The organism is Bradyrhizobium sp. AS23.2 (assembly GCF_001908185.1).
Classification (GTDB): Bacteria; Pseudomonadota; Alphaproteobacteria; order Rhizobiales; family Xanthobacteraceae; genus Bradyrhizobium.
Genome location: NZ_LGHM01000043.1, coordinates 68,980 through 94,878 on the forward strand (window position 1 = coordinate 68,980; position 25,899 = coordinate 94,878).

Annotated in this window: 24 protein-coding genes and 1 pseudogene; 3 read left to right on the forward strand and 22 right to left on the reverse strand. The window is 64.8% G+C overall.

The genetic code is table 11. The features are described from left to right. Window positions 1–21: 21 nt before the first annotated feature. Window positions 22–810, reverse strand: coding sequence for an ABC transporter permease (locus tag AC630_RS10005; RefSeq protein ID WP_074118374.1), 789 nt, complete (start codon window positions 808–810; stop codon window positions 22–24). Further along, window positions 810–1,628, reverse strand: a complete 819-nt coding sequence (locus tag AC630_RS10010) for an ABC transporter ATP-binding protein (protein WP_074118375.1) — start codon at window positions 1,626–1,628, stop codon at window positions 810–812. The genes AC630_RS10005 and AC630_RS10010 overlap by 1 nt, the downstream gene beginning before the upstream one ends. A 134-nt stretch (window positions 1,629–1,762) precedes the next feature. Here AC630_RS10010 and AC630_RS10015 point away from each other — a divergent pair, with 134 nt between their 5' ends. Continuing rightward, window positions 1,763–2,545, forward strand: a complete 783-nt coding sequence (locus AC630_RS10015) for an ATP-binding cassette domain-containing protein (RefSeq protein ID WP_074118376.1) — start codon at window positions 1,763–1,765, stop codon at window positions 2,543–2,545. Beyond that, entirely contained in the window at window positions 2,542–4,101 is a 1,560-nt protein-coding gene (locus AC630_RS10020) for a glycine betaine ABC transporter substrate-binding protein (RefSeq protein WP_074118377.1), read from the forward strand. Before AC630_RS10015 ends, AC630_RS10020 begins: the two co-directional genes overlap by 4 nt. 123 nt (window positions 4,102–4,224) lie before the next feature. On the opposite strand, the gene AC630_RS10025 is transcribed toward AC630_RS10020, so the two are convergent. The 10 genes and pseudogenes from AC630_RS10025 to miaA all read right to left on the reverse strand — a co-directional run bounded on the left by AC630_RS10025 (window position 4,225) and on the right by miaA (window position 15,198). Beyond that, window positions 4,225–5,937, reverse strand: a complete 1,713-nt coding sequence (locus AC630_RS10025; protein WP_074118378.1) for a sulfatase-like hydrolase/transferase — start codon at window positions 5,935–5,937, stop codon at window positions 4,225–4,227. Between the two features lie 350 nt (window positions 5,938–6,287). Further along, on the reverse strand, window positions 6,288–6,416 hold the full coding sequence (locus AC630_RS47775; RefSeq protein WP_283808405.1) for a hypothetical protein: 129 nt from the start codon (window positions 6,414–6,416) through the stop codon (window positions 6,288–6,290). A 580-nt stretch (window positions 6,417–6,996) separates the two neighbouring features. Next, window positions 6,997–8,017, reverse strand: a pseudogene (gene ilvC, locus AC630_RS10030) (ketol-acid reductoisomerase). A 132-nt stretch (window positions 8,018–8,149) separates the two neighbouring features. Next, window positions 8,150–8,752: a LysE family translocator gene (locus tag AC630_RS10035; RefSeq protein WP_074118379.1), complete on the reverse strand. Its 603-nt coding sequence runs from the start codon at window positions 8,750–8,752 to the stop codon at window positions 8,150–8,152. 7 nt (window positions 8,753–8,759) lie between these two features. Further along, entirely contained in the window at window positions 8,760–9,635 is an 876-nt protein-coding gene (locus AC630_RS10040) for an EamA family transporter (protein WP_074118380.1), read from the reverse strand. A gap of 48 nt (window positions 9,636–9,683) precedes the next feature. After that, the gene (locus AC630_RS10045) at window positions 9,684–10,379 is read right to left on the reverse strand and encodes a class I SAM-dependent methyltransferase (RefSeq protein WP_074118381.1); all 696 of its coding nucleotides are present in this window, start codon (window positions 10,377–10,379) and stop codon (window positions 9,684–9,686) included. A gap of 3 nt (window positions 10,380–10,382) precedes the next feature. After that, window positions 10,383–10,925: an acetolactate synthase small subunit gene (gene ilvN / locus AC630_RS10050; protein WP_074118410.1), complete on the reverse strand. Its 543-nt coding sequence runs from the start codon at window positions 10,923–10,925 to the stop codon at window positions 10,383–10,385. A gap of 23 nt (window positions 10,926–10,948) precedes the next feature. Then, entirely contained in the window at window positions 10,949–11,932 is a 984-nt protein-coding gene (locus AC630_RS10055; protein WP_074118382.1) for a threonine dehydratase, read from the reverse strand. Window positions 11,933–12,137: 205 nt separating this feature from the next. Further along, entirely contained in the window at window positions 12,138–13,913 is a 1,776-nt protein-coding gene (locus AC630_RS10060; RefSeq protein WP_074118383.1) for an acetolactate synthase 3 large subunit, read from the reverse strand. A gap of 328 nt (window positions 13,914–14,241) precedes the next feature. Further along, window positions 14,242–15,198 carry a tRNA (adenosine(37)-N6)-dimethylallyltransferase MiaA gene (miaA, locus tag AC630_RS10065; RefSeq protein ID WP_074118384.1) on the reverse strand — a complete coding sequence of 319 codons (957 nt, stop codon included), beginning with the start codon at window positions 15,196–15,198 and terminating at the stop codon, window positions 14,242–14,244. 11 nt (window positions 15,199–15,209) lie between these two features. Here miaA and serB point away from each other — a divergent pair, with 11 nt between their 5' ends. Then, window positions 15,210–16,115 (forward strand): phosphoserine phosphatase SerB, encoded by a 906-nt coding sequence (gene serB / locus AC630_RS10070; protein WP_074118385.1) that lies wholly within the window; start codon window positions 15,210–15,212, stop codon window positions 16,113–16,115. 195 nt (window positions 16,116–16,310) lie between these two features. Here serB and AC630_RS10075 read toward each other — a convergent pair whose 3' ends face one another. From AC630_RS10075 to AC630_RS10120, 10 genes are all read right to left on the reverse strand, one after another. After that, a complete protein-coding gene (locus tag AC630_RS10075) occupies window positions 16,311–17,828 on the reverse strand; it encodes a Do family serine endopeptidase (RefSeq protein WP_074118386.1) in 1,518 nt (505 codons plus the stop codon). A 142-nt stretch (window positions 17,829–17,970) separates the two neighbouring features. Beyond that, the gene (locus tag AC630_RS10080) at window positions 17,971–18,177 is read right to left on the reverse strand and encodes a DUF2065 domain-containing protein (protein WP_057747247.1); all 207 of its coding nucleotides are present in this window, start codon (window positions 18,175–18,177) and stop codon (window positions 17,971–17,973) included. A 102-nt stretch (window positions 18,178–18,279) separates the two neighbouring features. After that, entirely contained in the window at window positions 18,280–19,176 is an 897-nt protein-coding gene (hflC, locus tag AC630_RS10085; RefSeq protein WP_074118387.1) for a protease modulator HflC, read from the reverse strand. Then, window positions 19,173–20,309, reverse strand: coding sequence for an FtsH protease activity modulator HflK (gene hflK / locus AC630_RS10090; protein WP_074118388.1), 1,137 nt, complete (start codon window positions 20,307–20,309; stop codon window positions 19,173–19,175). Before hflK ends, hflC begins: the two co-directional genes overlap by 4 nt. A 159-nt stretch (window positions 20,310–20,468) precedes the next feature. Beyond that, a complete protein-coding gene (locus AC630_RS10095; protein ID WP_083636176.1) occupies window positions 20,469–20,978 on the reverse strand; it encodes a dihydrofolate reductase in 510 nt (169 codons plus the stop codon). Then, the gene (locus AC630_RS10100; protein WP_074118389.1) at window positions 20,978–21,463 is read right to left on the reverse strand and encodes a GNAT family N-acetyltransferase; all 486 of its coding nucleotides are present in this window, start codon (window positions 21,461–21,463) and stop codon (window positions 20,978–20,980) included. Before AC630_RS10100 ends, AC630_RS10095 begins: the two co-directional genes overlap by 1 nt. A gap of 5 nt (window positions 21,464–21,468) precedes the next feature. Next, window positions 21,469–22,263 carry a thymidylate synthase gene (locus AC630_RS10105; RefSeq protein WP_074118390.1) on the reverse strand — a complete coding sequence of 265 codons (795 nt, stop codon included), beginning with the start codon at window positions 22,261–22,263 and terminating at the stop codon, window positions 21,469–21,471. A gap of 169 nt (window positions 22,264–22,432) precedes the next feature. Then, window positions 22,433–23,416: a tripartite tricarboxylate transporter substrate binding protein BugD gene (locus AC630_RS10110; RefSeq protein WP_074118391.1), complete on the reverse strand. Its 984-nt coding sequence runs from the start codon at window positions 23,414–23,416 to the stop codon at window positions 22,433–22,435. Window positions 23,417–23,556: 140 nt separating this feature from the next. Beyond that, a complete protein-coding gene (locus tag AC630_RS10115) occupies window positions 23,557–25,071 on the reverse strand; it encodes a tripartite tricarboxylate transporter permease (protein ID WP_074118392.1) in 1,515 nt (504 codons plus the stop codon). Window positions 25,072–25,078: 7 nt separating this feature from the next. Continuing rightward, window positions 25,079–25,840, reverse strand: a complete 762-nt coding sequence (locus tag AC630_RS10120; protein ID WP_074118412.1) for a tripartite tricarboxylate transporter TctB family protein — start codon at window positions 25,838–25,840, stop codon at window positions 25,079–25,081. Between the last annotated feature and the right edge of the window lie 59 nt (window positions 25,841–25,899).

Sequence of the window (25,899 nt, forward strand, 5' to 3'; positions counted from 1 at the left end):
GCGCGGGGCCCCGCCCCTTAACTAGCCGCGCCCATCCGATGCGGTCGGCCGCCACACCAGGAGGCGACGCTCGGCCAGCGTGACGCCAAAGTCGATCAGGATCACGAAGGCTGACAGCACGAACATGCCGGCAAACACGCCGGCAACGTCGAACACGCCTTCGGCCTGCTGGATCAGATAACCGAGCCCTGCTGCCGATCCCAGATACTCGCCGACGACCGCGCCGACCACGGCGAAGCCGACCGAAGTGTGCAGTGAGGAAAACATCCAGGACAGCGCCGACGGCCAGTAGACGTGCTGCATCAGCTGCCGCTCGCTCATGCCGAGCATGCGGCCATTGTCGAGCACGGTACGGCTGACCTCCTTGACGCCCTGATAGACGTTGAAGAACACGATGAAGAACACCAGCGTCACGCCGAGCGCGACCTTGGACCAGATGCCGAGGCCAAGCCACAGCGCGAAGATCGGCGCCAGCACGACGCGCGGCAACGCGTTGGCCATCTTCACGTAGGGGTCGAACACCGCCGCGACCAGCGGCTGCCGCGCAAACCAGAAGCCAACCAGGACGCCGCCGACCGAGCCGATCACGAAGGCGAGGATGGATTCCCAGAGCGTGATCGCGAGATGCTTCCAGATCACGCCGGTCGCAAACCACTTCACGATCTGGCTGAACACATCGACGGGGTTGGAGAAGAAGAACGGCGGCAGCACGATCTTGCCGAACACCGGCACGGTCGACAGCACCTGCCACAGCGCGATGCAGACAATGGCGACCAGCACTTGCAGCGCAAGCAGCGTCACGCGCGACATCAGACCGCCTCCGCCGCCTGGGTGGACTGCGCGTAACCCTTCATCACCTCGTCCTTGAGCAGGCTCCAGATCTCGCGATGGAGCGCATGGAACTCCTTGTCCAGCCTCACCTCGAAGATGTCGCGCGGGCGCGGCAGCGTCACGCGCCAGTCGCCGATGATGCGCGAGGACGGCCCCGCCGACATGATGACGACGCGATCGGCAAGCGCGATCGCCTCTTCGAGATCATGCGTGACGAACAGCACCGCCTTGCGGTCGGCGTTCCAGAGATCGAGCAGCAGATTGCCCATCACCTGGCGCGTCTGCGCATCGAGCGGCCCGAACGGTTCGTCCATCAGGAGGATTTTTGGATCGCGGATCAAGACCTGCGCCAGCGCCACACGCTTGCGCTGGCCGCCCGAGAGCATGTGCGGATAGCGATTGGCGAAGGCCCCGAGGCCGACGGACGTCAGCCATTTCTGCGCCCGCGGCAGTGCCTCGGCCCGCGGCGTGCCCCTGATCTCGAGCCCGATCGCGACATTGTCGAGCGCGGTCTTCCAGGGAAAGAGCGCATCGGCCTGGAACAGGTAGCCGGCGTCCCGGTTCAGCCCCGCGAGCGGCCGGTCGAAAATCTTGACGCTGCCGGCGGCCGGCTTCAGCAGCCCGGCCGCGACGTTGAGCAACGTCGATTTCCCGCAGCCGGTCGGGCCGACAATGGCGACGAACTCGCCTTGCGCGACCGCGAGATGGGCCTTCTCCACCGCGGTGTAGACGCGCCCGTCCCCCAGCCGGAACGCGACCTCGGCATCTTCCAGCGCCACTGCCGTGGGTGTTGACATATGTTCCCTCCGAACTTGGACCGATGCCTTAGCCGCTCGCGCCGCCAAGTTCAATCAACCGGCCAAGCGTGGTACGCATAGGTCTCGTCATCCCCTTCACCCTCCCCGGAGGGTAAGCAAAAGAACCCCGCCCGATGCCCTCCAGGCCGATGATTGGCTACACCCACGTCACCAAGCGCTTCGGTCCCCTCAAGGCCGTCGATGACGTGTCGCTCGACGTCGCCGAGGGCGAGTTTGTAGCCATCGTCGGAGGCTCGGGGTCGGGCAAGAGCACGCTTCTGCGGCTCGCCAATCGACTGATCGAGGCCGACGGCGGCAGCATCACGGTCGAGGGAGAGGATGTCCGAAGCGTCGATCCGGTCGCAGTGCGGCGACGGATCGGCTACGTCTTCCAGAGCGGCGGGCTGTTTCCGCATCTGAGCGTCGCCGACAATATCGGGATCACGCCAAAACTGCTCGGCGTGGCGGCCGCGGACATCGCCGCGCGGGTCGGCGAGTTGCTCGATCTCGTGCAGCTCGACGGAGCTGCGCACCATGACCGGCTTCCGGAGGCGCTCTCGGGCGGCCAGCGCCAACGCGTCGGCGTGGCGCGTGCGCTCGCGGCAAAGCCCCGCATCGTGCTGATGGACGAGCCGTTCGGCGCGCTCGATCCGCTCACCCGCGACGCGCTCGGCGACGACTATCGTTCGCTGCATCGCAAGCTCGGCCTGACCACCGTGATGATCACACACGACATGACGGAGGCGATCCTGCTTGCCGATCGTATCGCAGTGATGCGAGGCGGAAAGATGCTCGCGCAGGGCACGCCGGCGGAGCTGTCAAAGAGCAGCGATGCCTATGTGCTAGAACTATTGCGGACGCCGCGTCGCCAGGTCGAGCGGCTGAACGCGCTGCTGCCGCAGAGTGGTGCGGCATGAGCTTGTTCGCCGATCCACGCTGGGGCGAGGCGCTGTCGCATCTCGCGGATTATCTCGGCAACCATGTGCGGGTCAGTCTTGCCGCCCTCGCACTTGGCCTCGTCGTCAGCCTGCCGCTCGCGATCCTGACGCGCAACCGCCCGGCGCCGCGCGCCATCCTGCTCGCGCTCGCCAGCATCGTGCAGACGGTGCCGGGACTGGCGCTGCTCGCGCTGTTCTATCCGCTGCTGCTGCTCGCCGCCTCGGTGACACTCGCCTGGTTCGGCGTCTCCTTCTCCGCCTTCGGCTTCCTGCCGGCCATGCTGGCGCTCGCGCTCTATTCGATGCTACCGGTGCTGCGCAATGGCATCACCGGCCTCAACGGCATCGATCCCGCGTTGATCGAAGCCGCCAAGGGCGTCGGGATGACTCCGCAGCAGTCGCTCGTGATGGTCGAGCTGCCGCTGGCCCTGCCAGTGATGATGGCGGGCATCCGCACCGCCGCGGTGTGGGTGATCGGCACCGCGACGCTCTCGACCCCGATTGGGCAGACCAGCCTCGGCAACTACATCTTTGCCGGGCTCCAGACCCAGAACTGGGTGTTCGTGCTGTTCGGCTGCTTCGCTTCGGCCCTGCTGGCGCTTGCCGTCGATCAGCTGCTCGGCCTGATCGAGAGCGGCTTGCGCCGCCGCAGCCGCCTGCGCACCGGGCTCGGCGCGGTCGGGATCGCGGCGCTGGTCGCCGCAACGCTGGTGCCGTCGATGGGGCGTTCGTCGCAGAGCTATGTCGTCGGCGCCAAGACTTTTGCCGAGCAATATGTACTGTCGGCCCTGCTGACGGACCGCCTCGAGGCCGCCGGTCTCTCCGCTGCCGCGCGGTCAGGCCTAGGCTCCAGCGTGATTTTCGAGGCGCTGAAGGCGGGCGACATCGATCTCTATGTCGACTATTCCGGCACGCTCTGGTCCAACCAGCTGCATCGCACCGACATCAAGCCGCGTACGGAACTGTTGGCGGAGCTGAAGACAACACTCGCGAAGGAGAACATCACCCTGCTCGGCGAGCTCGGCTTCGAGAATGCCTATGCCCTGGTGATGCCGAAGAAACGCGCCGAGGCACTTGGCATCCACAGCATCGCCGATCTCGCCGCGCACGCATCGATGATGTCGATCGCCGGCGACTACGAGTTCTTCTCGCGGCCCGAATGGGCGGCGCTGCAAAAGGCCTATGGCCTTTCGTTCCGCGCGCAGCGCCAAATGCAGCCCGACTTCATGTATGCCGCGGTCGCGAGCGGCGAGGTCGACGTGATCGCCGGCTACACCAGCGACGGGCTGATCGCGAAATACGATCTCGTCGTGCTCGACGATCCCAGGCACGCGATCCCGCCCTACGACGCGATTCTGCTGCTCGCACCAAAGCGCGCCAGTGACGAGCGATTGCAGACTGCACTCAAGCCGCTGCTCGGCAAGATCGACATCGCCACGATGCGCGAGGCAAACCTGCGCGCCAGCGGCAACGACGCGAATTCGTCGCCGGATGCGGTGGCGAAGTGGCTGTGGGAGAAGGTGGGCAAGCGGTAGGGCGCGCGCCATCGCGCGCTCTCTCCGTTCCCTCCCCCCTTCCGGGGACCGCAAGGGGGGAGGGAGCGCAGTGTGCTCGACGTCGAGCGCCGCAACGTTGAGGTCTAGCGTAGCGAAGAGCCGTTACAGCCCCCTGATCATCCCGGCAGTGATCAGCAGCCGGTTCAGCCGCCGCGCTTCCGCGCCGTCCTTGCAGCCGTAGAAGATGCCCTTGCAGCGGAGCATGATCTGCTTCTGCTCGGCGAAGGACGGATCGAGCGGAATGCCGGCGGCTTCCTGGATGACCAGCGGCAGATAGGGGCCGTCGATCGTGTCCATCACTGCGTCGCTCTTCACCGGTTCGAAATTGACGGCGTCGATCGCATAGTAAGTCGCGTAGAGACGCGGATCGTAAGCGTCGAGCTTCTTGCCGATACCGCCTTCGTCGAGCCCTGGCTCGAGGATGCTCGGCGCGAACTCAGGCTGATGATCGCCATAGCGCACGATCAGGAAGGGGTCGCCCGGAAATTTCTTCTTCAGGCCCGCGACAAAAGCCTTGTACTGCTCGGCGCTCATCGCCTGCCGGCGCAGATACTCGTCGATGGACGGTAGATTGCCCGGCGCGCCCCAACTCGGCAGCAGATCGGGGCGGAAGCGCGTCTCCCAGGGGAAATGATTGGCGCCGAGATAGATGAAGGTGAACAGCGGCTTGTTCGGCGGCTGCTGACCCATCAATCGAAGCGCCTTGTCGTAGAAGAAGCTATCGGGCTCGACATCCTTGGCGCCGAGATCCTTCGAGTCGAGGAAGCGTTCGATTCCGGTCGTCATCTGAAAGCTGCGCGCGCCCATGAAGCCGCCATGGGCGGGATAGAGCGACATGGTGTCATAGCCGCAGCGGCGCAGCGCTAGCGGAAGTCCGCGCTCGACGCGGCCGGATGCGATGCGCGTCACGAAATAGGCGAAGCGGCCGAATGAGCGCGAAGAAAGGCCCGCGAGCACGTTGTATTCGGTGAACCAACTCGGGCCGCCGTTGCTCTCGGCTAGGAACGTGCGCTCCTTGCCGTCCCAGGACTTGAAGTGACTGCCATAGCCCGGGGGCACCTTGATGCCCTGCGCGGCGCGGATGTCGAAGCTCGATTCATCATGGATCATGATGATGTTCGGCCTGCGGCCGGCCGGATGGCAGGCATCGACGAGCGGCATGTTGAGCCGCTCATTGGTCGAGGCCGCCGATTCCATGAAGCCGTACTGCACGAAGTCGGAGACCGCGGTGACGCCGGAGCGGAAGAACTTCGAGAGATAGCCGTCGTCGTAATAGCCGCGCCAGGCTTCGTCGGGATGATAGAGCGAATAGCCGACGAGCGCGGCAAGACAAGCGAGCTTGCAGGCGAACGCAGGCAGGCGGCGGATGCGGAACGGATCGAGCCACCACAGCGCATACATCAGCGGCAGCATGACGAGGCCGGCCAGGATTACCGACCAGCGCAGGTTCGGGAAGATCGTGAACAGGAACGCGACCGTGTCGCGGTCGATCATCATCAGATCGATGAAGTTGACCGTCATCTGCACGACGTCGTGCTTGAGCCGCGACAGCAGCACCAGCACGACGACCATGGTCAGCGACAGCGCGCCCGAGAGCGCGGGCCGCCGCAGCAGCGTGATCCAGAAGAAGTTGAGGATGCCCCAGGCCAGCGCGAAGGAAAGCCGTGAGCCGAAATCGGTCTCTGTCTCGTACATCAGCGCGAGCGCTGCGAGATGCGGCGCTGCAACGGCGAGCAGCCGCCAGATGCCGAGCGCGGCGACGCTCGCCAGCACGGCGGTCGTGGCAGAAGGACCTGGATTGGGCGCGGACGCCATCGACGACACGCAACTTTAGGTCCGGCGCGGTGATGCCTAGCTATCCGGGCCGGCCTCAAGGCGGCCAGGACGTCCGGTACAGCCGGAAACCTGCACCGTGTCACAAAACTGTAACGGAACCGTCAAGAACAGGCAACGCGCGCTGCGATCCGACCCTCGCCAATTATGGGTGAGCGGCGAAGCGCCGCACGCCTCGCTCTATCCCCTCACCCTGAGGAGCCCGCTAAGCGGGCGTCTCGAAGGGCTGGGCCCTGATCAACAGCAGGGCCCTGCATGGTTCTCGCCGCGATGCGAAGCGGCGTCCGCCAGACGCGCGCAAGTGCGCGCTCCTCACCATGAGATCGGGCAGGTCAGGTGCCGCGGGTCGGCTTCGCAATCCCTGCGATGAACAGGTCGATCACCCCCTCCGCCATCCGGTCGACCTCGCCCTCCTCCACGCCCCAGCGCGGAAAATGGCCATGCCGGCGATGCCGCTCCATGCCGCCTTCCTCGTCCCGCTCCTCGCTGTGATGGCACTGCGGCTGATCGCGATGGCCTCGCGCCCGACCAGGCGGATCGTCGAAGCGCAATAGCTAGCGGTCAAGAACGCACCAGCAAATGCCGGCTCTTAAGATGAAGCGGCACGCGAGCGTCGCGACGCGAGAGAGCGCTCGATGAGAACTCGGATGAAGAGCGCAATCCTAGACCCTGAAGGCGCTGGCGTTTTTCCGTTCGAAAGCTTGCGGGAAGTCCTGAGAAACGACGCGAGACCAAGAATGTGGTTTAAGCGTCAGTTCTTCGCACTCAGACGGCGCTTCAGCTCGCGAAAAATTTGAATGAAGCAGCAATGCTTCGCGCGAGATGTAAAGAGCGAGACCGCTGTTTGCGATCTCGCTCGAATATAGTCGCGAAGGTTTAAGAACTGGTTTGGCGAGCAAAGCTTGTGTTTTCGCTCTCTTGTCCCGGACGCGGTGCAGCGCGCAAGCGATGCGCCGCAGAGCCGGGACCCAGAAACAGCAATGGACCCCGGATCAGCAGCGCAGCACTCCGCGTCGCGCTGCATCCGGGGAAAGCAAGCCGTCAGTTCTTCGACTTGTCGACCAGCGCGCCCTTCTTGATCCAGGGCATCATGTCGCGCAGCTTGGCGCCGACTTCCTCGATCGGGTGCTGGGCGAGCTTGGCGCGGGTCGCCTTGAACGAGGTCTGGTTGACCTTGTTCTCGAGCATCCAGTCGCGGGCGAACTTGCCGCCCTGGATGTCGGCGAGAACGCGCTTCATCTCGGCCTTGGTCTCCGCCGTCACGATGCGCGGACCGGTGACGTACTCGCCATACTCGGCCGTGTTGGAGATCGAGTAGTTCATGTTGGCGATGCCGCCTTCATAGATCAGGTCGACGATCAGCTTCACTTCGTGCAGGCACTCGAAATAGGCCATCTCCGGGGCGTAGCCAGCTTCGACCAGAGTCTCGTAGCCGCCCTTGATCAGCTCGACCAGGCCGCCGCAGAGCACGACTTGCTCGCCGAACAGGTCGGTCTCGCACTCTTCCTTGAAGGTGGTCTCGATGATGCCGGCGCGGCCGCCGCCGATCGCCGAGGCGTAGGACAGGCCGAGGTCATGGGCGTTGCCCGAGACGTCCTTTGCGATCGCGATCAGGCAGGGCACGCCGCCGCCGCGCTGATACTCCGAGCGTACGGTGTGGCCGGGGCCCTTCGGCGCGATCATCAGCACGTCGAGGTCGGCGCGCGGGTCGAGCAGGTTGAAGTGAACGTTGAGGCCGTGCGCGAAGACGAGCGCTGCCCCCCTTCTTCATGTTGTCGTGCAGGTGCTCACGGTAGATGTCGCCCTGGAGCTCGTCCGGGGTCAGCATCATGACGAGGTCGGCCCATTTGGCGGCTTCGGCGACTTCCATCACCTTGAAGCCGGCGTTCTCCGCCTTCTTGGCCGAGGCCGACCCCTTGCGCAGCGCAATCGCCACTTCCTTGACGCCGGAGTCCTTCAGGTTGAGCGCATGGGCGTGGCCTTGGCTGCCATAGCCGACGATGGCGACCTTCTTGCCCTTGATCAGGTTCAGGTCGGCGTCGCGATCGTAATAAACACGCATAGTCGTTTCCTCGTTAGGGGCCAGAATCGGCCGTTGGTCAGGTCTCGGACGGTGAAATTTGCGGATTTCGGGGGCTGTCTAGAGCATTTTCGGGCCCCTGGGAAACCCGTTTCTGCATGGAAAACTGCGGCATCATGCATCCATGAAGACGGGGTAGAGCGATGCCAAGAGCAGGATCGCCATCAGGATATTGAAGGCGCGCACCAGCCGCCCGGAGCTCAGGACCGGTCGCAGTGCAGTGCCGAAGAAGGCCCAGACCACGGTCGAGGCCGTGCCCACCAGCAGGCTGATCAGGGTCTGGATCGCAATGTTCAGGGGGAACTGGGCGATCGCCGCATAGGCGGTGATGGTGCCGATCACGATCACCCAGCCCTTGGCGTTGATCCATTGGAACATGGCCGCACCCCAGAAGGTCATCGGGCCGCGGGCCCCCTCCTCACCCGGCTTGGCCGGACCGGACAACGCGATCGCGGCGGCCAGATAAATCAGGTAGGCGGCGCCGGCATATTTCAGAATGGTTTGAAGGATCGGATAGGCCAGGAACACCGTGCCGAGCCCGAGACCGACGGCGCCGACCATGAAGGCGAAGCCGATGGTGATGCCGGCGATGTGCGGAATGGTGCGACGGAAGCCGTAGGTCAGCCCCGACGACAGCAGCATGATGTTGTTCGGGCCCGGCGTGAAGAACATCACGAGTGCGAAGATGATGAAGGCATAGAGCAGCGACTGGGACATGCTCACCTCACGCTGTCTTCGCCAGCGGCTGCGAGCGCCTTGCCAGCACCATCACCGCAATACCGCCGATCACGGTCAGCATGCCGGCGAGCCTTAGGGGTCCGAACCTTTCACCGAACACGATGCTGGAAGCGGCCGATCCGACGAACGGCACCAGCAGTGCGAACGGCACCACCTGGGCGGCCGGATAGTCACGCAAAAGGCGACCCCAGAGCCAATATGCAATGCTGGTCGAGACGACGCCGATCACCAGCAGGCAGATGAGGCCGGTGAGCGACATATGGATCAACGAATGCCAGGTCGGCTCCGGCCCGTTGACGACCAATGCAAGCGCGAACAGCGGCACCGCGGAGGTGAGGCACAGCCAGGCGAACAGGTCGAACATCGGCGCGCCTCGGGCACCGCGCAGCAGGAGGTTGCCGACCGCAAAACAGATCGGCGAGATCATCAGCACCGCGAAGGCCGTAACGCTGAAATCATAGCCCACCGTGCCGCAGATCATCAGGAGGCCGGCCGCGGCGATGCCGATGCCGAGCGCCTGCATCGCCGTCGGGCGCTCGCCGAATGCGAGTGCGGCAAAGCCGATGGTGAATAGCGCCTGGCTCTGCACGACAACGCTGGTCAGCCCGACCGGAACGCCATGGGCGATTCCGTAGGCCTGTGACAGGAACTGGCCGAGAAACAGCGTGAAGCTGATTGCCATCAGAAGCGACCAGGCAATGTTCGGCTTGGGAATGAACAGGCACGGCAGCGCGGCAATGGCGAAGCGCGTCGCCGTCATCAGCTCCGGCGAGAACTCGTCGAGCGCGATCCGGCTGGCCACGAAGGCAAGCCCCCAGATGACCGCCACCAGGATGGCGATGAGGATATCGGCCGGCTTCATTGTTGTTCTCGGTTCTGCCCTGTCGTGCAGCCCTGTTGTTGTTCTGGACTAGCCTTGCTCGCCGGCTTTCGGTTTCCGCAGCAGATAAGTGCCGTGCATCGGTGCGTGATAGTCGGCCGAGATCAGGGTGAAGCCGACGTCGGTCAGCATCCGCTCCATCACCCAGCCGAAGGTGGAATATTCGTCGCGCATATGCGTGACCACGCCCCCGCGCGAGAAATCGTGGTTCTTGATCTGGAAATCAGCCCATTGCTCGACGTCGCGCTCGATGGCATCAGGCATCGACGCGTAGACGATGTCGCGCAGATAGAAGCTCGCCCCCGGCTTGAGCGCTCGATAGATCCGCGACATCGCCACCGCCTTCCAGAAATCCGGCAGATGGTGCAGCGTGAACTCGCTGACGATCAGATCGTAGGATTCCGGCCGATAGGTGAAACTGAGCAGGCCAGCTGATTGCGTGCGCACGGGCGCCTTGCGGTCGCGGGCATAGATTTCAGCGAGCGCCAACATTGCAGGCGAGATGTCGATGGCGTCGACCTCGGCGCCCATCAGAGCCGCTTCCGTCGCCAGCACGCCGTTGCCGCAGCCGATATCGGCGATGCGCCAGCCGCGCTGGACACCGAGCATTTTCAGCGCGGCGCGCGCCCGCAGATCGGCATCGTCGTGGTTGTCGTAGATCGATGCCACCGCGGGCTCGATCCCCATCCGGTTCCGCTCGTTATAGTACCAGTCGCGCGCCAGCATCGTTCACATCCCTTCAGGCCCGCGACCGATCGCGGCAACGCCGGTGCGCGAAACCTCGACGAGGCCGAGCGGGCGCATCAGGTCGATAAACTGGTTGATCTTGTCCGTATTGCCTGTGATCTCGAACACGAAGCTCTCGGTGGTGGCGTCGATCACGCGGGCGCGGAACGCATCCGCGAGCCTCAGCGCCTCGACGCGGTGATCGCCCTGCCCACGCACCTTCACCATCGCCAGCTCGCGCTCGATCGAGCGCCTGGTCTGCGTCATGTCGACGACGCGGTAGACCGGGATCATGCGGTCGAGCTGGTGCTTGATCTGCTCGATCACCATCGGCGTGCCCGTGGTGACGATGGTGATGCGCGAGAGATGCTTCTGGGCCTCGGTCTCCGAGACCGTCAGGCTCTCGATGTTGTAGCCGCGCCCCGAGAACAGGCCGATGACGCGGGCGAGCACGCCCGGCTCGTTCTGCACGAGCACTGCGAGCGTGTGCGTCTCGTTCGGATCGTGGCGGTCCTCGATGAAGTAGGCGGATGCGGGCTGGTTCATGATGGTCCCCTCTATTTTCGTCGTCACGCCGTCGCCCGCTGGGCAGCCGGCGCATCTGTTCCGATCCAACGGCGGAACAGATCGAAATCGATATTGCCGCCGGAGAGCACGAGACCGACGCGTTTGCCTGACAGCCTGGTCTTTTCCTGAAGCGCCGCGGCGAGCGCGGCCGCGCCGGCGCCCTCGGCGAGATTGTGCGTATCGGTCCAGTACGCGCGGATCGCGGCAGCGACCTCGTCGTCGGTAACCTGGACAATGCGCGAGGCGCCCTTGCGGATCAGCGCGAATGCATCCGCGTCCGGAATACGCGTCGCCATGCCGTCGGCGAGCGTGTTGCTGGTCTCGGTCGTCACGATCTTGCCGGCCGCAAACGACAGCGCATAGGACGGCGCTTCGGTCGACTGCACGCCGACGATCTCGGTCTTCAGGCCGAGCAGGTCGCGCGCCATGATGCAACCGCAGATGCCGGAGCCCTGCCCGATCGGCACGTAGAGAATGTCGAGATCCGGCGCCGATTTGAACAGCTCGAGCGCATAGGTTGCAACGCCCAGCACGAGGTCCGGATGGAACGACGGCACCATGTGGAGCCCGGCGAACTGCGCGCGGCGCTCGGCCTCCTCGCGGGCGGCCTGAAAATCCTCACCATGCTCGACCAGCTCGGCGCCGAAGGCCTTCATCGCGCGATTCTTCTCGACGGAGTTGCCGCGCGGCACGTAGATCACGGCCGGAACGCCGTGGCGGCTGGCCGCAAACGCGAGGCTCTGGCCGTGATTGCCGCGCGTCGCCGAGATGATGCCAGCCGTATTCGGCCGCTCGCGCTTCAGCCGTTCGAGATAGACCAGCCCGCCGCGCACCTTGAAGGCGCCGATCGGCGTATGGTTCTCGTGCTTGACCACGACCTCGGTGCCGAGCCGCTCAGCGAGCAAAGGCCAGCCGCGTGCCGGCGTTGCCGGCACCGCCTGCCCCACGATCGCATGTGCGCGCTCGAGCTCCATCAGGTCGAACATCAAAGCCCCGCGTGAGATCTGCTCCCTCGCCCCGCTTGCGGGGAGAGGGTTGGGGTGAGGGGGAGTCTCAACAGGGACGGCGAGAGCTGGACTCGCGGAGACTCCCCCTCACACGGATTGCGCTCGCGCGCAATCCGACCTCTCCCCGCAAGCGGGGAGAGGTGAAGAGAGAGTCCTCGTCGCGACCCGATCATCGTTTGCCAGCTCACACCAGCGCCTTGCCGTCGGCGAATGCCTTCGCGGTGGCCTCGTCGTTCGCCTGCTCCGGCAACAGCATCTCGTTGTGCGCCTTGCCGGAGGGGATCATCGGGAAGCAGTTTTCGAGCGCCGCGACGCGGCAGTCGAACAGCACCGGGCGCTTGACCGAGATCATCTCCTGGATGGCGCCGTCGAGATCAGCGGGCTTGTGCACCTGGAAGCCGACGCCGCCATAGGCTTCCGCGAGCTTGACGAAATCCGGCAGCGCTTCCGAGTAGGAATGCGACAGACGGTTGCCGTGGAGCAACTGCTGCCACTGCCGCACCATGCCCATGTACTGGTTGTTGAGGATGAAGATCTTGATCGGCAGCTCGTACTGAACCGCCGTCGACATCTCCTGCATCGTCATCTGCACCGAGGCATCACCCGCGATGTCGATGACGAGGCTGTCGGGGTGCGCCACCTGCACGCCGACTGCGGCCGGCAGGCCGTAGCCCATGGTGCCGAGACCGCCCGACGTCATCCAGCGATGCGGCTCCTCGAAGCCATAGAACTGCGCCGCCCACATCTGGTGCTGGCCGACCTCGGTCGTGATGTACGTATCCCTGCCGCGTGTCGCCTCGAACAGGCTCTGGATCGCGTGCTGCGGCAGGATGACCTCGTTGCTCTTCCTGTAATAGAGCGAGTTGCGGGCGCGCCACTGCGCGATCTGCTGCCACCACGCCTTGATATCGGGCTTCTTCGCCTCCGCCTTGAACACCTGGAGGATGTCGCCCAGGATGTTGCCGCAGTCTCCGATGATCGGCACGTCGACGCGGATGTTCTTGTTGATCGAGGACGGGTCGATGTCGATGTGGATCTTCTTCGAACCCGGCGAGAACGCGTCGACGCGGCCGGTGATGCGGTCGTCGAAGCGCGCGCCGACGCACAGCATGACGTCGCAATCATGCATCGTCATGTTGGCCTCGTAGGTGCCGTGCATGCCCAGCATGCCGAGCCAGTTCTTGCCCGACGCAGGATACGCACCCAGGCCCATCAGCGTGGAGGTGATCGGAAAACCGGTGACCTCGACCAGCTCGCGCAGCAGCTTGGTCGCTTCGGGGCCGGAATTGATCACGCCGCCGCCGCTGTAGATCACCGGGCGCTTGGCGTTGGCGAGCAGCGTCACCGCCTTGCGGATCTGCATCGCATCGCCCTTCACGCGCGGCGCATAGGACCGGTGCACGTCGGACTTGCGCGGCGGATGATAGGTGCCGGTCGCGAACTGCACGTCCTTCGGCACGTCGACGAGCACCGGGCCCGGACGGCCCGACGTCGCGACATAGAAGGCCTCGTGCAGCACCTTTGCGAGATCGTTGACGTCGCGCACCAGCCAGTTGTGCTTGGTGCAGGGGCGCGTGATGCCGACGGTATCGCATTCCTGGAACGCGTCGTTGCCGATCAGATGCGTCGGCACCTGGCCGGAGATGCAGACCAGCGGGATCGAGTCCATCAGCGCGTCGGTGAGCGGCGTCACCATGTTGGTGGCGCCGGGGCCGGAGGTCACCAGCGCGACGCCCGGCTTGCCGGTCGAGCGCGCATAGCCCTCGGCGGCATGGCCCGCGCCCTGCTCGTGACGGACCAGGATGTGCTGAACCTGACTCTGCTGGAAGATCTCGTCATAGATCGGAAGCACCGCACCGCCCGGATAACCGAAAATGTCGGTCACGCCATGATCGATGAGCGCACGAACGATCATAGCGGCGCCGGTCATCTGGTTCGGATCGTGGCTCTTGTCGGTCATTGGCTTGCTCCGGATGCGCTGTTGTCAGCGGCTTCGTTCGTGTCGGGTTCGGGAAATAAAAAAGGCCCCGAAGAGGGCCCACGCACACCGCCTGTCTTGTGGATGGCAGCTAGCCACCCCCGGCGGTGTGCCTGGGTACGACGGCGATAAGGATGCTGGTAATAATGTTACGCATAGCAGCGCTCGGCTTCCCAAAGGTTGCGCGAAACATAGCGGCCAAAGCCTGGATGTCAAGGCAAAGCGGCCGTTCCCGCGCGATTTTGGCAGTGTAGCGGTGTTCCCTGGCTTCGGCGAGAGGTAAAATCGGGAACCGGGGCACAAAAGCGTGTCAGCCGGGGTCCCCGGCCGCGCTGACGACCGCGGCCAGCCATCCCCGCGCCTCCTCCGGCTTCACCCATTCGAACTCCGGCAATTGGTGCCGGAACCAGGTGAACTGGCGCTTGGCATAATGGCGGGTGTCGGCGCGGCCAATCGTGGCGGCCTCCTCGAGGCTGAGCTCGCCGCGCAGATGACGGATCAGGGCCGGCACGCCATGGGCCTTCATGGCCGGCAGCAGCGGATCGAGGTGTCTGGCGGCGAGCCGCTCGACCTCTCTCAGCGCGCCGCCGCCGAGCATGGCGTCGAAGCGGGCATCGATGCGGGCATAGAGCTCGTCCCGCTCGGGCGCCAGGAACACCGCGCGAAAGCTGTCCTTCGACAGCAAAGGCGGCTGGCCCTCCTGGTGCCAGTCGAGCAGCGAACGGCCGGTCGCCTCGACCACTTCGAGCGCGCGCGCGATGCGGGTTCGGTCGCGCAGGTTCAATCGCTCGGCTGCGCGCGGATCGCGGCGCGCCAGTTCCGCGTGGAGCGCCTCGACGCCGTTCCGCTCCAGCCGCGCACGCACGTCCTCGCGCACATCCACAGGGGTTGGCGGCACCACGGAGAGGCCCGCAGTCAGCGCCTTGAAATAGAGCCCGGTTCCGCCAATGAAGATCGGCAGCCGGCCTTCGGCTTTCGCCTCTTCGAGCGCATTCGCGGCATCGGCCACCCAGGCGCCGGCCGAGAAATTCACGGCCGCATCGACATGGCCGTAGAGGCGGTGCGGCGCTCGCGCCTCTTCGTCCCGCGTCGGGCGTGCCGTGATGATGCGCAGGTCACGATAGACCTGCATGGAATCGGCATTGATGACGACGCCGCCCGCGCTGAGGGCGAACTCGAGCGCCAGCGCCGACTTGCCGCTGGCGGTCGGGCCTGCGATAAGCACGGCCTTGCCAACATGCCTTCTGCTGACTTGCCCCTCGCTCACGAAAACCTCAAATGTCCCTCGTCGCCACGCTGATCTGCAATCCCGACAATCCCGCGCTCGATAGTACGATCGTCGACGGCGCCCGCGCCGTGCTGCCACAGGCCGCACCGGCGCACTGGCTGTTCGACGGGGTTGCGGTCGACATCCCCTTCGGCGCCAACAGTAACCTCGAAGGCGACCGTCACGCCATCGAACAACGGTTGCGCGAGCTCCGCGGCGACCTGCCCATCGACATCGTCGTGCAGCCAGTCGGCTTCCGGCGCAAGAAGCTTTTTCTCGCCGATATGGATTCCACCATGATCGGCCAGGAGTGCATCGACGAGCTCGCCGATTTCGTCGGGGTGAAGGCGCATGTGGCAGCCATCACCGAACGCGCGATGCGCGGCGAGATCGAGTTCGAACCGGCGCTGCGCGAGCGCGTCGCGCTTCTGAAGGACCTTCCGGTCAGCGTGGTCGACGAAGTGCTGGCCAAGCGCATCACGGTGACGCCGGGCGGCCGTGAGCTGGTCGCGACCATGCGCGCCCACGGCGCCTATGCCTGCCTCGTCTCCGGCGGGTTCACGCTGTTCACCAAGGCGGTCGCCGCAAAGACCGGCTTCCAGGAGAACCGCGCCAACGAGCTCGTCGTGCGCGACGGCAAGTTCACCGGCGAGGTGAAGGAGCCGATCCTGGGCCGCGCCGCAAAGCTCGCCACGCTGGTGGATTTGATGGAGTCGTTCGATCTCGACGACATCGACTCGCTGGTGGTCGGTGACGGCGCCAATGATCTCGCGATGATCCAGGCGGCGGGCCTGGGCGTGGCCTATCATGCCAAGCCTGCGGTCGCGGCGGCGGCAGCGGCGCGGATCGATCACGGCGATCTCACCGCGCTGCTCTATGCACAGGGGTACAAGCGCGAGGAGTTCGTGGAGGTCTAGCCTCCTCTCCGCCGTCATGCCCGGGCTTGCCGTCTTCGCCGAAGCTTCGCCGGCCCAACACCGGTAGTCCGGCGAAGCCTTGGCGGAGCCGGGTCCCGGGCATCCACGTTTTGGTCTATCCGCGTGGCAAACACGTGGATGGCCGGGTCAAGCCGGGTCAAGCCCGGCCATGACGAGAAGATAGAGCCAGCGCCCTTACTGCACGCTCAGCGCCACGAAGCGCAGCTCGCCATCGCCGTTCGAGACCAGCAGCAGCACCGACTTCTTGCCGTCCTTCTTGAGCTGGTCGACCCGCTTCTGGATGTCGGCGCCGCTCGAAACGGCTTCCTGCGCCACCTCCACGATGACGTCGCCGGCGGAGAGCCGCTTCTCGGCGGCGTCCGAATTGGCGTCGACATTGGTGACGACCACGCCCTTGACGCTGTCCTTGATCTTGTAGCGCGTGCGCAGGTCCTTGCTGAGCGCCGCAAGATCGAGGCCGAGCGCCCTCTGCGTCACCGGCTTCTCGGGCGCGGGCTCATCGGTCTTCACCGCGGCCTGCACCTTGTCGGGATCCTGGAGACGGCCGAGCGTGACCTTCTTGGTCTCCTCCTGGCCCTTGCGGATGATGACGACGTCGACCTCCTTGCCGACCGCCGTGTCGGCGACGACGCGGGAGAGGTCCTTCGGGTCCTTGACGTCCTTGCCGTCGAATTTGACGACGACGTCGCCGGGCTCGATTCCGGCGGGCTTCGCCGGGCCCTTGTCATCGACGCCGGCGACCAGCGCGCCGCGCGGCGGCTTGATGTTGAGGCTCTCGGCGATCTCGTCGGTGACGCCCTGGATGCGCACACCGAGCCAGCCGCGGCGCAGTTCGCCGAACTGGCGGAGCTGGTCCACGACGCCCGCGACCGTCTTCGACGGCACGGCAAAGCCGATGCCGATCGAACCGCCGGACGGCGAGATAATCAGCGTGTTGACGCCGATGACCTCGCCTTCGAGGTTGAACAGCGGACCGCCCGAATTGCCACGGTTAATGGCGGCATCGGTCTGGATGTAGCTGTCATAGGGACCCGAGGAGATATCGCGGTTCTTGGCCGAGACGATGCCGGCCGTTACCGTGCCGCCCAGGCTGAACGGGTTGCCGATCGCGACCACCCAGTCGCCGAGGCGCAGCTTGTCGGAGTCGCCGAACTTCACCGCGACAAGCGGCTTCGGCGGATTGAACTTGAGCACGGCAAGGTCGGTCTTCTTGTCGACGCCGACCAGCTCGGCCTTGATCTTGGTGCCGTCGTTGAGAATGACGTTGATTTCGTCGGCGTCCGCAATGACGTGGTTGTTGGTCACGACGACACCCGAGGTGTCGATGATGAAGCCGGAGCCGAGCGAGTTGGTCTTGCGCGGCGGGCTGTTCTCGCCACCCTTGCTGCCACCGCCGGGACCGCGGCGGTTCTTGAAGAAGTCGTCGAAGAACTCCTCGAAGGGCGAACCGGGCGGCAGTTGCGGCATGGTGTTGCTGCCGCCACCCTTGGCTTCGACGGTCTGCGAGGTCGAAATGTTGACGACCGCGTCGATCACCTTCTCGGCGACGTCGGCGATGCCCTCCGGTCCGCGCGCATAGGCCGGCGTGCCGAACGCACTGAATGCGCCAATGGCGAGCGCGGCCAGCCCAAGTCGCACGCCAAGTCGCGCGCAATTGCGCAAGCGGGTCGGGGCAATGGTGGCAGCGGTCATTGTGATCTCCAGAGAAAAGGATTCGGTCTCAAGACTGCGCTCGAACGGGGGGACGGCGCAAGCGCGGAGCTTAATGGGCCTCAAGACCCGAATAATACGGCGAAAACCGGCCTGTCGCCTTCACTTTGGCGTTGGGCGACGCCTAAATCGGACGCCGCATAACCCAGATCAGGATCAAGCCTGCCACGGCCGAACCGATCCCGACCGCCCGCAGGATATTGTCGGGCGTGGCGATGGCGCTCTTCATGGCCTTGCGCATCCAGTTCGGACTTGCCGCGAACATCAAGCCTTCCAGCACGAACAGGATGCCTAAGCCGATGAGGAAGTCGGCGAACGCAATGGACCTCATCGGATTGGAACTCCCCGTTGTGCTGTTCTTGTCTGGACGAAGGGCGGCAGAACTGCCGCCCTTGTCTGGCTTAAGGCTTGTCTAGCTTAAGGCTTCTCTACTTCAAGGCTTGGCCGGCGTCTCGGTCGCCGTCTTGCCGGACGCGCTACCAAAGTACCGGAAGAAATCCGACTCGGGCCGCAGCAGGAAGCGGGTGTCGTTCGCGCGCAACCCGTTTTCGTAGGCCGTCATCGACCGGTAGAATGCGAAGAAGTCGGCATCCTTGCTGTAGGCCTCGGCGAAGAGGCGGTTGCGTTCGGCATCGCCGGTGCCGCGGATCTGCTCCGCCTGCGAATTGGCTTCCGCGACGATCACGGTCGCCTCGCGGTCGGCCTTGGAGCGGATCTCCTGTGCCTTCTGGCCACCCTGCGCGCGGAACTCGGCGGCTTCGCGCTCGCGCTCGGTCTTCATTCGCAGATAGACCGCCTGGCTGTTCTGTTCCGGCAGGTCGGCGCGGCGGATCCGGACGTCGACCACCTGGATGCCGTAGCCATCGGCCTCGCGATCGAGCTGATCGCGGATGCGCTGCATCAGCTTCTCGCGGTCGTCGCGCACGACGTTGATGAAGGTGACCTCGCCGAGCACACGGCGCAGTGCCGCGTTCAGGAGCGTGGTGAGCTGGATGTTGGCGGCCTGGATCGAGCCGACACTCTGGTAGAAGCGCAGCGCGTCCTTGATGCGGTAGCGTGCAAAGGCGTCCACCACGAGCCGCTTCTGGTCGGATGCGATCGCTTCCTGCGACGGGTTCTCCAGATCGAGAATCCGCTTGTCGATGTTGATCACCGAATTCCACGGCGCCTTGAAGTGAAGGCCGGGCGCGGTGACGACGTCGACGGGCCTGCCGAACTGCAGCACGATGGTCTGCTCGGTCTGCTGCACCGTGAACAGCGACATGTAGCCGACGATCACGACGATCAGGAGCCCGAGCAGCGCGACGATACCTGTGACCGGAGACCTCATCGGTTGCCTCCGCTCGACTGCTGACCGCTGGTAGGCGGCCGCTTGGTCGTCAATTCGCCCAGCGGCAGATAGGGCACGACGCCCTGGCCCGAGGGGCCGCCGTCATAGACGAGCTTGTCCGCGCCGCCGAGCACCCGCTCCATGGTTTCCAGATAGATCCGTTCACGCGTCACGTCGGGCGCCTTCTTGTATTCCTCGTAAACCTTCAGGAAGCGCGCGCTCTGGCCCTTGGCCTCGGCGATCGCCTGCTCCCTGTAGCCTTCGGCGGCCTGCTGGATCTGCGCCGCACGTCCGCGCGCCTGCGGCACGACCTGGTTGGCGTAGGTCTGCGCTTCGTTCTGCAACTGCTCCTGATTGGCGCGCGCCGCCTGGACGTCGCGGAAGGCGTCGATCACCTGCGCCGGCGGATCGACCTTCTGCATCTGCACCTGGGTGACGAGAATGCCCGCCCCATAGCTGTCCAGCGTCCGCTGGATCAGTTCCTGCACGCCCTGCTCGGTCACGTTTCGCGCGCCGGTCAGGATCGGCTGGATCTGCGAGCGGCCGATCACCTCGCGCATCGCGCTTTCGGCGACCGCCTTCACTGTGCCTTCGGGATTCTGGATGTTGAAGAGGAAGTCACCGACGCCGTCCGGCTTGATGCGCCAGAGCACGGTGAAATCGACGTCGACGATGTTCTCGTCGCCGGTCAGCATCAGGCTCTCTTCCGGCACGTCACGAATGGAGCGGCTGCGCCGCGCCGGATCGTCGATCAGCGTCATGCCGATGGAGATGGTGTTAACGCGCAGCGCCTTCGGCAGCAGCACGGTCTCGATCGGATAAGGCAGATGATAGTTCAGGCCCGGCTGCACGGTGCGGACATGCTTGCCGAAGCGCAGCACGACGCCGAGTTCCTCGGACTGCACGCGGAAGAACCCCGACAGCAGCCAGAACGCGATGATGAGCAGGATGATCAGCGTGATGCCTATGCCGGAGAAATAGCCGCCCGGCATGATCTGCTGGAGGCGGTCCTGGCCGCGCCGCAGAAGGTCTTCCAGATCCGGCGGCCTCGGCCCGACCGGTTGCGGGCCTGAGCCCCACGGTCCCTTCGGACCCGAGCCCCATGGCCCACCGCCCTGATTCTTCCACGGCATTCGACGTTCTCCTCGGCAGACCGGGACTAGAACTAACCCGGCCGGCATTGTCCGGTCCGGCTTTATAGGGGACAGGCAAGTCCCTTACAACGCAGCCCTAGCCGCCTTCCGAGCTATGCTCGGGCACGAAAAAGTCAATGTAAACATTGGCGAAAGCAGTTAATGGTGGGGCCGCCGACGATATGTCACATAGGAGAAGTCGGCGCTGTCATCGGGGCCCGCAGGATGGCGAATGCGCTCAACCTCCTCCCACTCTGCCTTGTCGATGTCGAAATGCGTGTCGCCTTCGGGGCGCGCATGCACTTCGGTGATTTCAAGGCGATCGGCGCGATCGAGCCACTGCCGATAGATCTCGGCACCGCCGATCACCGCGATCTCGGCGACCGAACGCCGCAGGGCGTCGCCCCGCGCGACCGCACCTGCATCGGTAGCCGATGTCGTAACTATGGCGCCGGCGGCGCGATAACCCGCATCGCGCGTGATGACGATGTTCGTGCGGTTTGGGAGCGGCCGACGAAGGGATTCGAAGGTCTTGCGTCCCATGATCACAGGCTTGCCGATCGTGAGCGCCTTGAAGCGCGCCATGTCGGATTTCAATCGCCATGGGATCGCGTTACCTGCGCCGATGACGCCGTTCTCCGCAATCGCAACGACGAAGACGATCTCCATCAGTTCGCGCTCCCGGCTAGCCGCGTCAGCGCGGGACCGGTGACGCGGCACAGCGTCCAGTCGTCCATCATCACGGCGCCGAGCGATTTGTAGAACGTGATCGACGGCGCATTCCAGTCGAGCACCGCCCATTGCAGGCGCGACCAGCCGTTGTCGACGCATTCCCTCGCGAGATAGACCAGCAGCGCCTTGCCGAGGCCCCTGCCCCGATGCGACGGCCGCACGTACAAATCTTCGAGATAGATGCCGTGGCGGCCGCTGAAGGTGGAGAAATTGACGAACCACACCGCAAAGCCGACAGGCTCGCCGTTCCACTCGGCGATCGCGCAATAGAGCTGCGGATTGCTGCTGAATAGCGCCTCCGCGATCATCGCCTCAGTCGCCTCGACCTCGTGCGACAGTTTTTCGTACTCGGCCAGTTCGCGGATGAAGGCAAGAACCAGCCCGGCTTCGCCAGGACGCACGCGGCGGATGTTGACCGGCATCTGCGTTAGACCGCGACTTCCGCCTTGATGTGCGGATGCGGATCGTAGCCGACCAGCTCGAAATCCTCGTAGCGGAAAGAGAAGATGTCCTTCACGTCGGGGTTGATCCGCATCACCGGCAGCGCACGCGGCGCGCGCGTGAGCTGAAGCCGGGCCTGCTCCAGATGATTGGAGTAGAGATGGGTGTCGCCGAACGAGTGCACGAAGTCGCCGGGCTTCAGGCCCGTGACCTGCGCCACCATCATGGTGAGCAGCGCATAGGAAGCGATATTAAAGGGCACGCCGAGGAACACGTCAGCCGAGCGCTGATAGAGCTGGCACGACAGCTTGCCGTTGGCGACGTAGAACTGGAACAGACAGTGGCACGGCGGCAGTGCCATCTTGTCGACTTCGGCCGGGTTCCACGCCGAGACGATCAACCGGCGCGAGTCCGGGTTGCGCTTGATCATGTCGACCACATTCGCGATCTGGTCGATGCTGCGGCCGTCCGGCGCGGGCCAGGAGCGCCACTGATGGCCGTAGACCGGACCGAGATCGCCATTGGCATCCGCCCACTCGTCCCAGATGGTGACGCCATTGTCGCGCAGATATTTGATGTTCGTATCGCCCTTCAGGAACCACAGCAGCTCATGCACAATCGCCTTGAGCGGCAGCCGCTTGGTGGTCAGCATCGGGAAACCGGCGGACAGATTGAAGCGCATCTGGTGGCCGAACACCGACAGCGTGCCGGTGCCGGTCCGGTCGGTCTTCTCGGCGCCGTCTGAAAGAATCCGCTCGAGCAGGTCCTGATACTGGTGCATGTGCCATGAGCCTTTGGGGAGGCGGCGAACTTAACGGCCGCCCCCGCGCTGCGACAGCGGCGATTCGCCGTCTGTGCCCATTATACCCGGAAAAGTGAGTGTTCCCGGCGCAAACGACAAGGGGCGGAACTCTCGTCCCGCCCCTCGCCTATCGGTTTGAAAGTGCTGGCTAAGTTGCCGGCTTGAGCACCGGGGTCCACTTCGCGATCTCGTTCTTGACGAGGGTCGCCAGCGCCTCCGGCGTCCGGTCCGCAGGATCCGGGATGACGCTGCCGAGTTCGAGCAGGCGCTTGCGCACGTTCTCGTCGCCGAGCGCCTTGATCGCGGCGGCGTTCAGGCTCGCGACGATGGCCGGCGAAGTTCCCTTCGGCGCGAACATCGCGTTCCAGGCCTGGGCCTGGAACGCAGGCAGGCCGGCTTCCGCCGTCGTCGGCACGTTCGGCAGCGATGGATTGCGCTCCGGCGTTGCGATCGCATAGGCCTTGATGGTGCCGGCGTTGATCTGCGGCACGGCGTTGACGATCTGGTCGCACATGTAGTCGACTTGTCCCGCCACCAGCGCGTTCATCGCAGGTCCCGTGCCGTTGAAGGGCACACCGACCGGCTTGATGTCGAGGATGGAGTGCAACAGCTCGCAGGACGCGTGCGAGACCGAGCCGACGCCGGCATGCGCCGCGTTCACCTTCTCGGCATTCGCCTTCACGTAAGTCACGAACTCCTTCAGGTCCTTCGGCGGGAAATCCTTGCGCGCCAGGATCAGGATCGGCGTGCCCGCGAGCAGCGCGATCGGCTCAAAATCCCTTTCGGGATGATAGGCGAGCTTCGGGTAGAGCGGCACCGACGCAGCGTGCGTGCCCATATGCCCGGTAATCAGCGTATAGCCGTCATTGGTCGCGCGCGCGGCGCGCGTGGTTGCGGTGGTGCCGCCGGCGCCGACCACGTTCTCGATGACGATGCTCTGCCCCAGCGTCTGCGCCATATGCGCGGTGACGATGCGCGAGATCACGTCGGTCGGACCGCCGGCAGCGAACGGCACGATCATGGTGATGCTGCGCGTCGGATAGGTCTGCGCCTGCGACGGCGCGACAAAGGAGCACAGCGATGCAAGCACTGCTGCACATGCGCCCGTAGCAAGCGCGCGAATGGAAGTCATCTCGATCCCCCCGGGACACAAACAAAAATGCCGGCCATAAGGCCGGCATTTTCATTTCACGAAGCCGTCACGTAAGTCGATTCGACTTCCGAATGCGGCGCGCCGACGCAGGCGCGGCGACGACGCAGTGCGCGGCGCGATCAGTTCTCGGACTCGGTGAACACCTCGTCGCGCTTGGCGCGCAACGCGGGCAGCACCGTGAGCACCAGTAGGAACGCCGCGATCGCGAGCAGCGCCGCCGACAACGGACGCGTCAGGAACACGCTCCAGTCGCCGCGCGAGATCAGCAGCGCGCGGCGCAGGTTCTCTTCCATCAGCGGTCCGAGCACCATGCCGAGCAGCAGCGGCGCCGGCTCGAAATCGTGCTTGATCAGCCAGTAGCCGACCAGGCCGAAGACGCCGGCGAGGATGACGTCGACCGGTGCGTTGTTCACCGAGTAGATGCCGATCGCGCAGAAGATCACGATCGAGGGGAACATCAGCCGGTAAGGCACGCGCAGGAGCCGCACCCAGATTCCGACCAGCGGCAGGTTGATGATGATCAGCATCAGGTTGCCGATCCACATCGAGGCGATCATGCCCCAGACGAGGTCGGGCTGCTTCTGCATCACCTGCGGACCCGGCACGATGCCGTGAATGGTCATCGCACCGACCATCAGCGCCATCACCGCGTTCGGCGGGATGCCGAGCGTCAGTAGCGGGATGAAGGAGGTCTGCGCCGCGGCGTTGTTGGCGCTTTCCGGCGCCGCCACGCCCTCGATCGCACCGCGGCCGAACCGCGACGGGTTCTTGGCGATCTTCTTCTCGAGCGTGTAGGCCGCGAACGACGCGATGACCGCGCCGCCGCCCGGGAGGATGCCGAGGATCGAGCCGAGCACGGTGCCGCGCAGGATCGGCGGCGTCGAGTCGATCAGATCCTTCCTGGTCGGCATCAGGCCGGTGATCTTCTGCTGGACGAGGTCGCGGTTCATCTCGGCGCCGGCGTCGAGATTGCGGATGATCTCGGCAAAGCCGAACACACCCATCGCCACCGTCGCAAAGCCGAGACCGTCGGCCAGTTCCGGAATGTTGAACGCCATGCGTGAGGCGCCGGTCTCGATGTCCGAGCCGACCATCGACAGCAGCAGGCCGAACACGATCATCGCGATCGCCTTCAGCACCGAGCCCTTGGCCAGCACGACCGCGAAGATCAGGCCGAGCACCATCAGCGAGAAATACTCGGCCGGGCCGAACGCCAGCGCGAGCTTGGTCAGCGGCGCGCCGAGCACTGCGATGAGCACGGTCGCAACGCAGCCGGCGAAGAACGAACCGATCGCCGCGATCGCCAGCGCCGGACCAGCACGGCCCTGCTTGGCCATCTGGTGGCCGTCGATGGCAGTGACAACCGATGTCGCTTCACCCGGAATATTGACCAGGATCGACGTGGTCGAGCCGCCATACTGGGCACCATAGTAGATGCCGGCGAGCATGATCAGCGCGCCGACGGGCGGCAGTCCGAAGGTGATCGGCAGCAGCATCGCGACCGTCGCGATGGTACCGATGCCCGGCAGCACGCCGACCAGTGTTCCGACGAGAGCGCCGATCAGGCACATCAGGAGGTTGATTGGAGAGAAGGCGACAACAAAACCGTGAGCGAGGTTGGCAAAGAGCTCCATCACACCCTCACTGGACCAGGAAACGCGGGAACATCGGCATCGGCAGCCCGAGCACGTAGGGGAATAGCACAGCGCAACCGAGCGTCAGGCAGGCGCCGACGATGGCGGCCTCAAGCCAGCGCGTCTCGTGCGATCCTGTCGCGGCGATCATGAAGCTAACGAAGGCGGAGACCACGAGGCCGAGCGGCCGGATCGCCAGCGCGAAGAACAGGATCGCGACCATCACGAACAACGGCCCGCGCCAGGAATAATGCGCGAGCACCGGCCCCTCGGCCAGAAGGCCCGTCAATGCAATGCCCGCGGACAGAGTCACCAAAAGTCCGCCAAACATCCGCGGAGCCGTACCGGCGCCGAAGGAGAAACCACGCATGCCCTGCAAATCGCTCGACGCCCACAGCGCGAACAGCGCCAGCGCCATGAGAATGATGCCGCCGACATAGTCCTGCGCGGACCTGATCGTCATGAACAGCGTCACGATCGCCACCGCGAACAGCGGATAGGAATAGATCAGCGCGAGCAGCACATCGGATGACGTCTTCTTGGTGTCACCGCCGATCGCTCCGATCAGCGCGCCAGGAGCGCCCGCGACCAGCGCGGTGGCGTGACTGATCACGACGGTGGCCGGGCCGCGGCCTGCGCCCCAGCCAAAAATCGTCCCTATTGACCAGATGAATTCAAAAATCTGCGGCGCAATCGCCAGCAGACAGAAGCCGAGCGCCACCGATGTGTTTCGGGTGGCTGTCGCCGAGTGGCCCATCGTATCGGCCATGCTTGTCTCCTCCGCGACCCGCAAGTCACGAGCACTGTTGTTCTAATCGGCTGGAAATG

What these genes read in the sequence shown, in the direction of transcription:
- AC630_RS10110 (WP_074118391.1), bottom strand. Translation starts at nt 23,416, where the DNA reads ATGACTTCCATTCGCGCGCTTGCTACGGGCGCATGTGCAGCAGTGCTT.
- AC630_RS10075 (WP_074118386.1), bottom strand. Translation starts at nt 17,828, where the DNA reads ATGACCGCTGCCACCATTGCCCCGACCCGCTTGCGCAATTGCGCGCGA.
- AC630_RS10100 (WP_074118389.1), bottom strand. Translation starts at nt 21,463, where the DNA reads ATGCCGGTCAACATCCGCCGCGTGCGTCCTGGCGAAGCCGGGCTGGTT.
- AC630_RS10080 (WP_057747247.1), bottom strand. Translation starts at nt 18,177, where the DNA reads ATGAGGTCCATTGCGTTCGCCGACTTCCTCATCGGCTTAGGCATCCTG.
- AC630_RS10120 (WP_074118412.1), bottom strand. Translation starts at nt 25,840, where the DNA reads ATGGCCGATACGATGGGCCACTCGGCGACAGCCACCCGAAACACATCG.
- AC630_RS10060 (WP_074118383.1), bottom strand. Translation starts at nt 13,913, where the DNA reads ATGACCGACAAGAGCCACGATCCGAACCAGATGACCGGCGCCGCTATG.
- AC630_RS10020 (WP_074118377.1), top strand. Translation starts at nt 2,542, where the DNA reads ATGAGCTTGTTCGCCGATCCACGCTGGGGCGAGGCGCTGTCGCATCTC.
- serB (WP_074118385.1), top strand. Translation starts at nt 15,210, where the DNA reads ATGTCCCTCGTCGCCACGCTGATCTGCAATCCCGACAATCCCGCGCTC.
- AC630_RS10105 (WP_074118390.1), bottom strand. Translation starts at nt 22,263, where the DNA reads ATGCACCAGTATCAGGACCTGCTCGAGCGGATTCTTTCAGACGGCGCC.
- AC630_RS10025 (WP_074118378.1), bottom strand. Translation starts at nt 5,937, where the DNA reads ATGGCGTCCGCGCCCAATCCAGGTCCTTCTGCCACGACCGCCGTGCTG.
- AC630_RS10095 (WP_083636176.1), bottom strand. Translation starts at nt 20,978, where the DNA reads ATGGAGATCGTCTTCGTCGTTGCGATTGCGGAGAACGGCGTCATCGGC.
- AC630_RS10055 (WP_074118382.1), bottom strand. Translation starts at nt 11,932, where the DNA reads ATGTTCGACCTGATGGAGCTCGAGCGCGCACATGCGATCGTGGGGCAG.
- hflK (WP_074118388.1), bottom strand. Translation starts at nt 20,309, where the DNA reads ATGCCGTGGAAGAATCAGGGCGGTGGGCCATGGGGCTCGGGTCCGAAG.
- AC630_RS10035 (WP_074118379.1), bottom strand. Translation starts at nt 8,752, where the DNA reads ATGTCCCAGTCGCTGCTCTATGCCTTCATCATCTTCGCACTCGTGATG.
- ilvN (WP_074118410.1), bottom strand. Translation starts at nt 10,925, where the DNA reads ATGAACCAGCCCGCATCCGCCTACTTCATCGAGGACCGCCACGATCCG.
- hflC (WP_074118387.1), bottom strand. Translation starts at nt 19,176, where the DNA reads ATGAGGTCTCCGGTCACAGGTATCGTCGCGCTGCTCGGGCTCCTGATC.
- AC630_RS10015 (WP_074118376.1), top strand. Translation starts at nt 1,763, where the DNA reads ATGCCCTCCAGGCCGATGATTGGCTACACCCACGTCACCAAGCGCTTC.
- AC630_RS47775 (WP_283808405.1), bottom strand. Translation starts at nt 6,416, where the DNA reads ATGGAGCGGCATCGCCGGCATGGCCATTTTCCGCGCTGGGGCGTGGAG.
- AC630_RS10005 (WP_074118374.1), bottom strand. Translation starts at nt 810, where the DNA reads ATGTCGCGCGTGACGCTGCTTGCGCTGCAAGTGCTGGTCGCCATTGTC.
- AC630_RS10010 (WP_074118375.1), bottom strand. Translation starts at nt 1,628, where the DNA reads ATGTCAACACCCACGGCAGTGGCGCTGGAAGATGCCGAGGTCGCGTTC.
- AC630_RS10040 (WP_074118380.1), bottom strand. Translation starts at nt 9,635, where the DNA reads ATGAAGCCGGCCGATATCCTCATCGCCATCCTGGTGGCGGTCATCTGG.
- AC630_RS10045 (WP_074118381.1), bottom strand. Translation starts at nt 10,379, where the DNA reads ATGCTGGCGCGCGACTGGTACTATAACGAGCGGAACCGGATGGGGATC.
- AC630_RS10115 (WP_074118392.1), bottom strand. Translation starts at nt 25,071, where the DNA reads ATGGAGCTCTTTGCCAACCTCGCTCACGGTTTTGTTGTCGCCTTCTCT.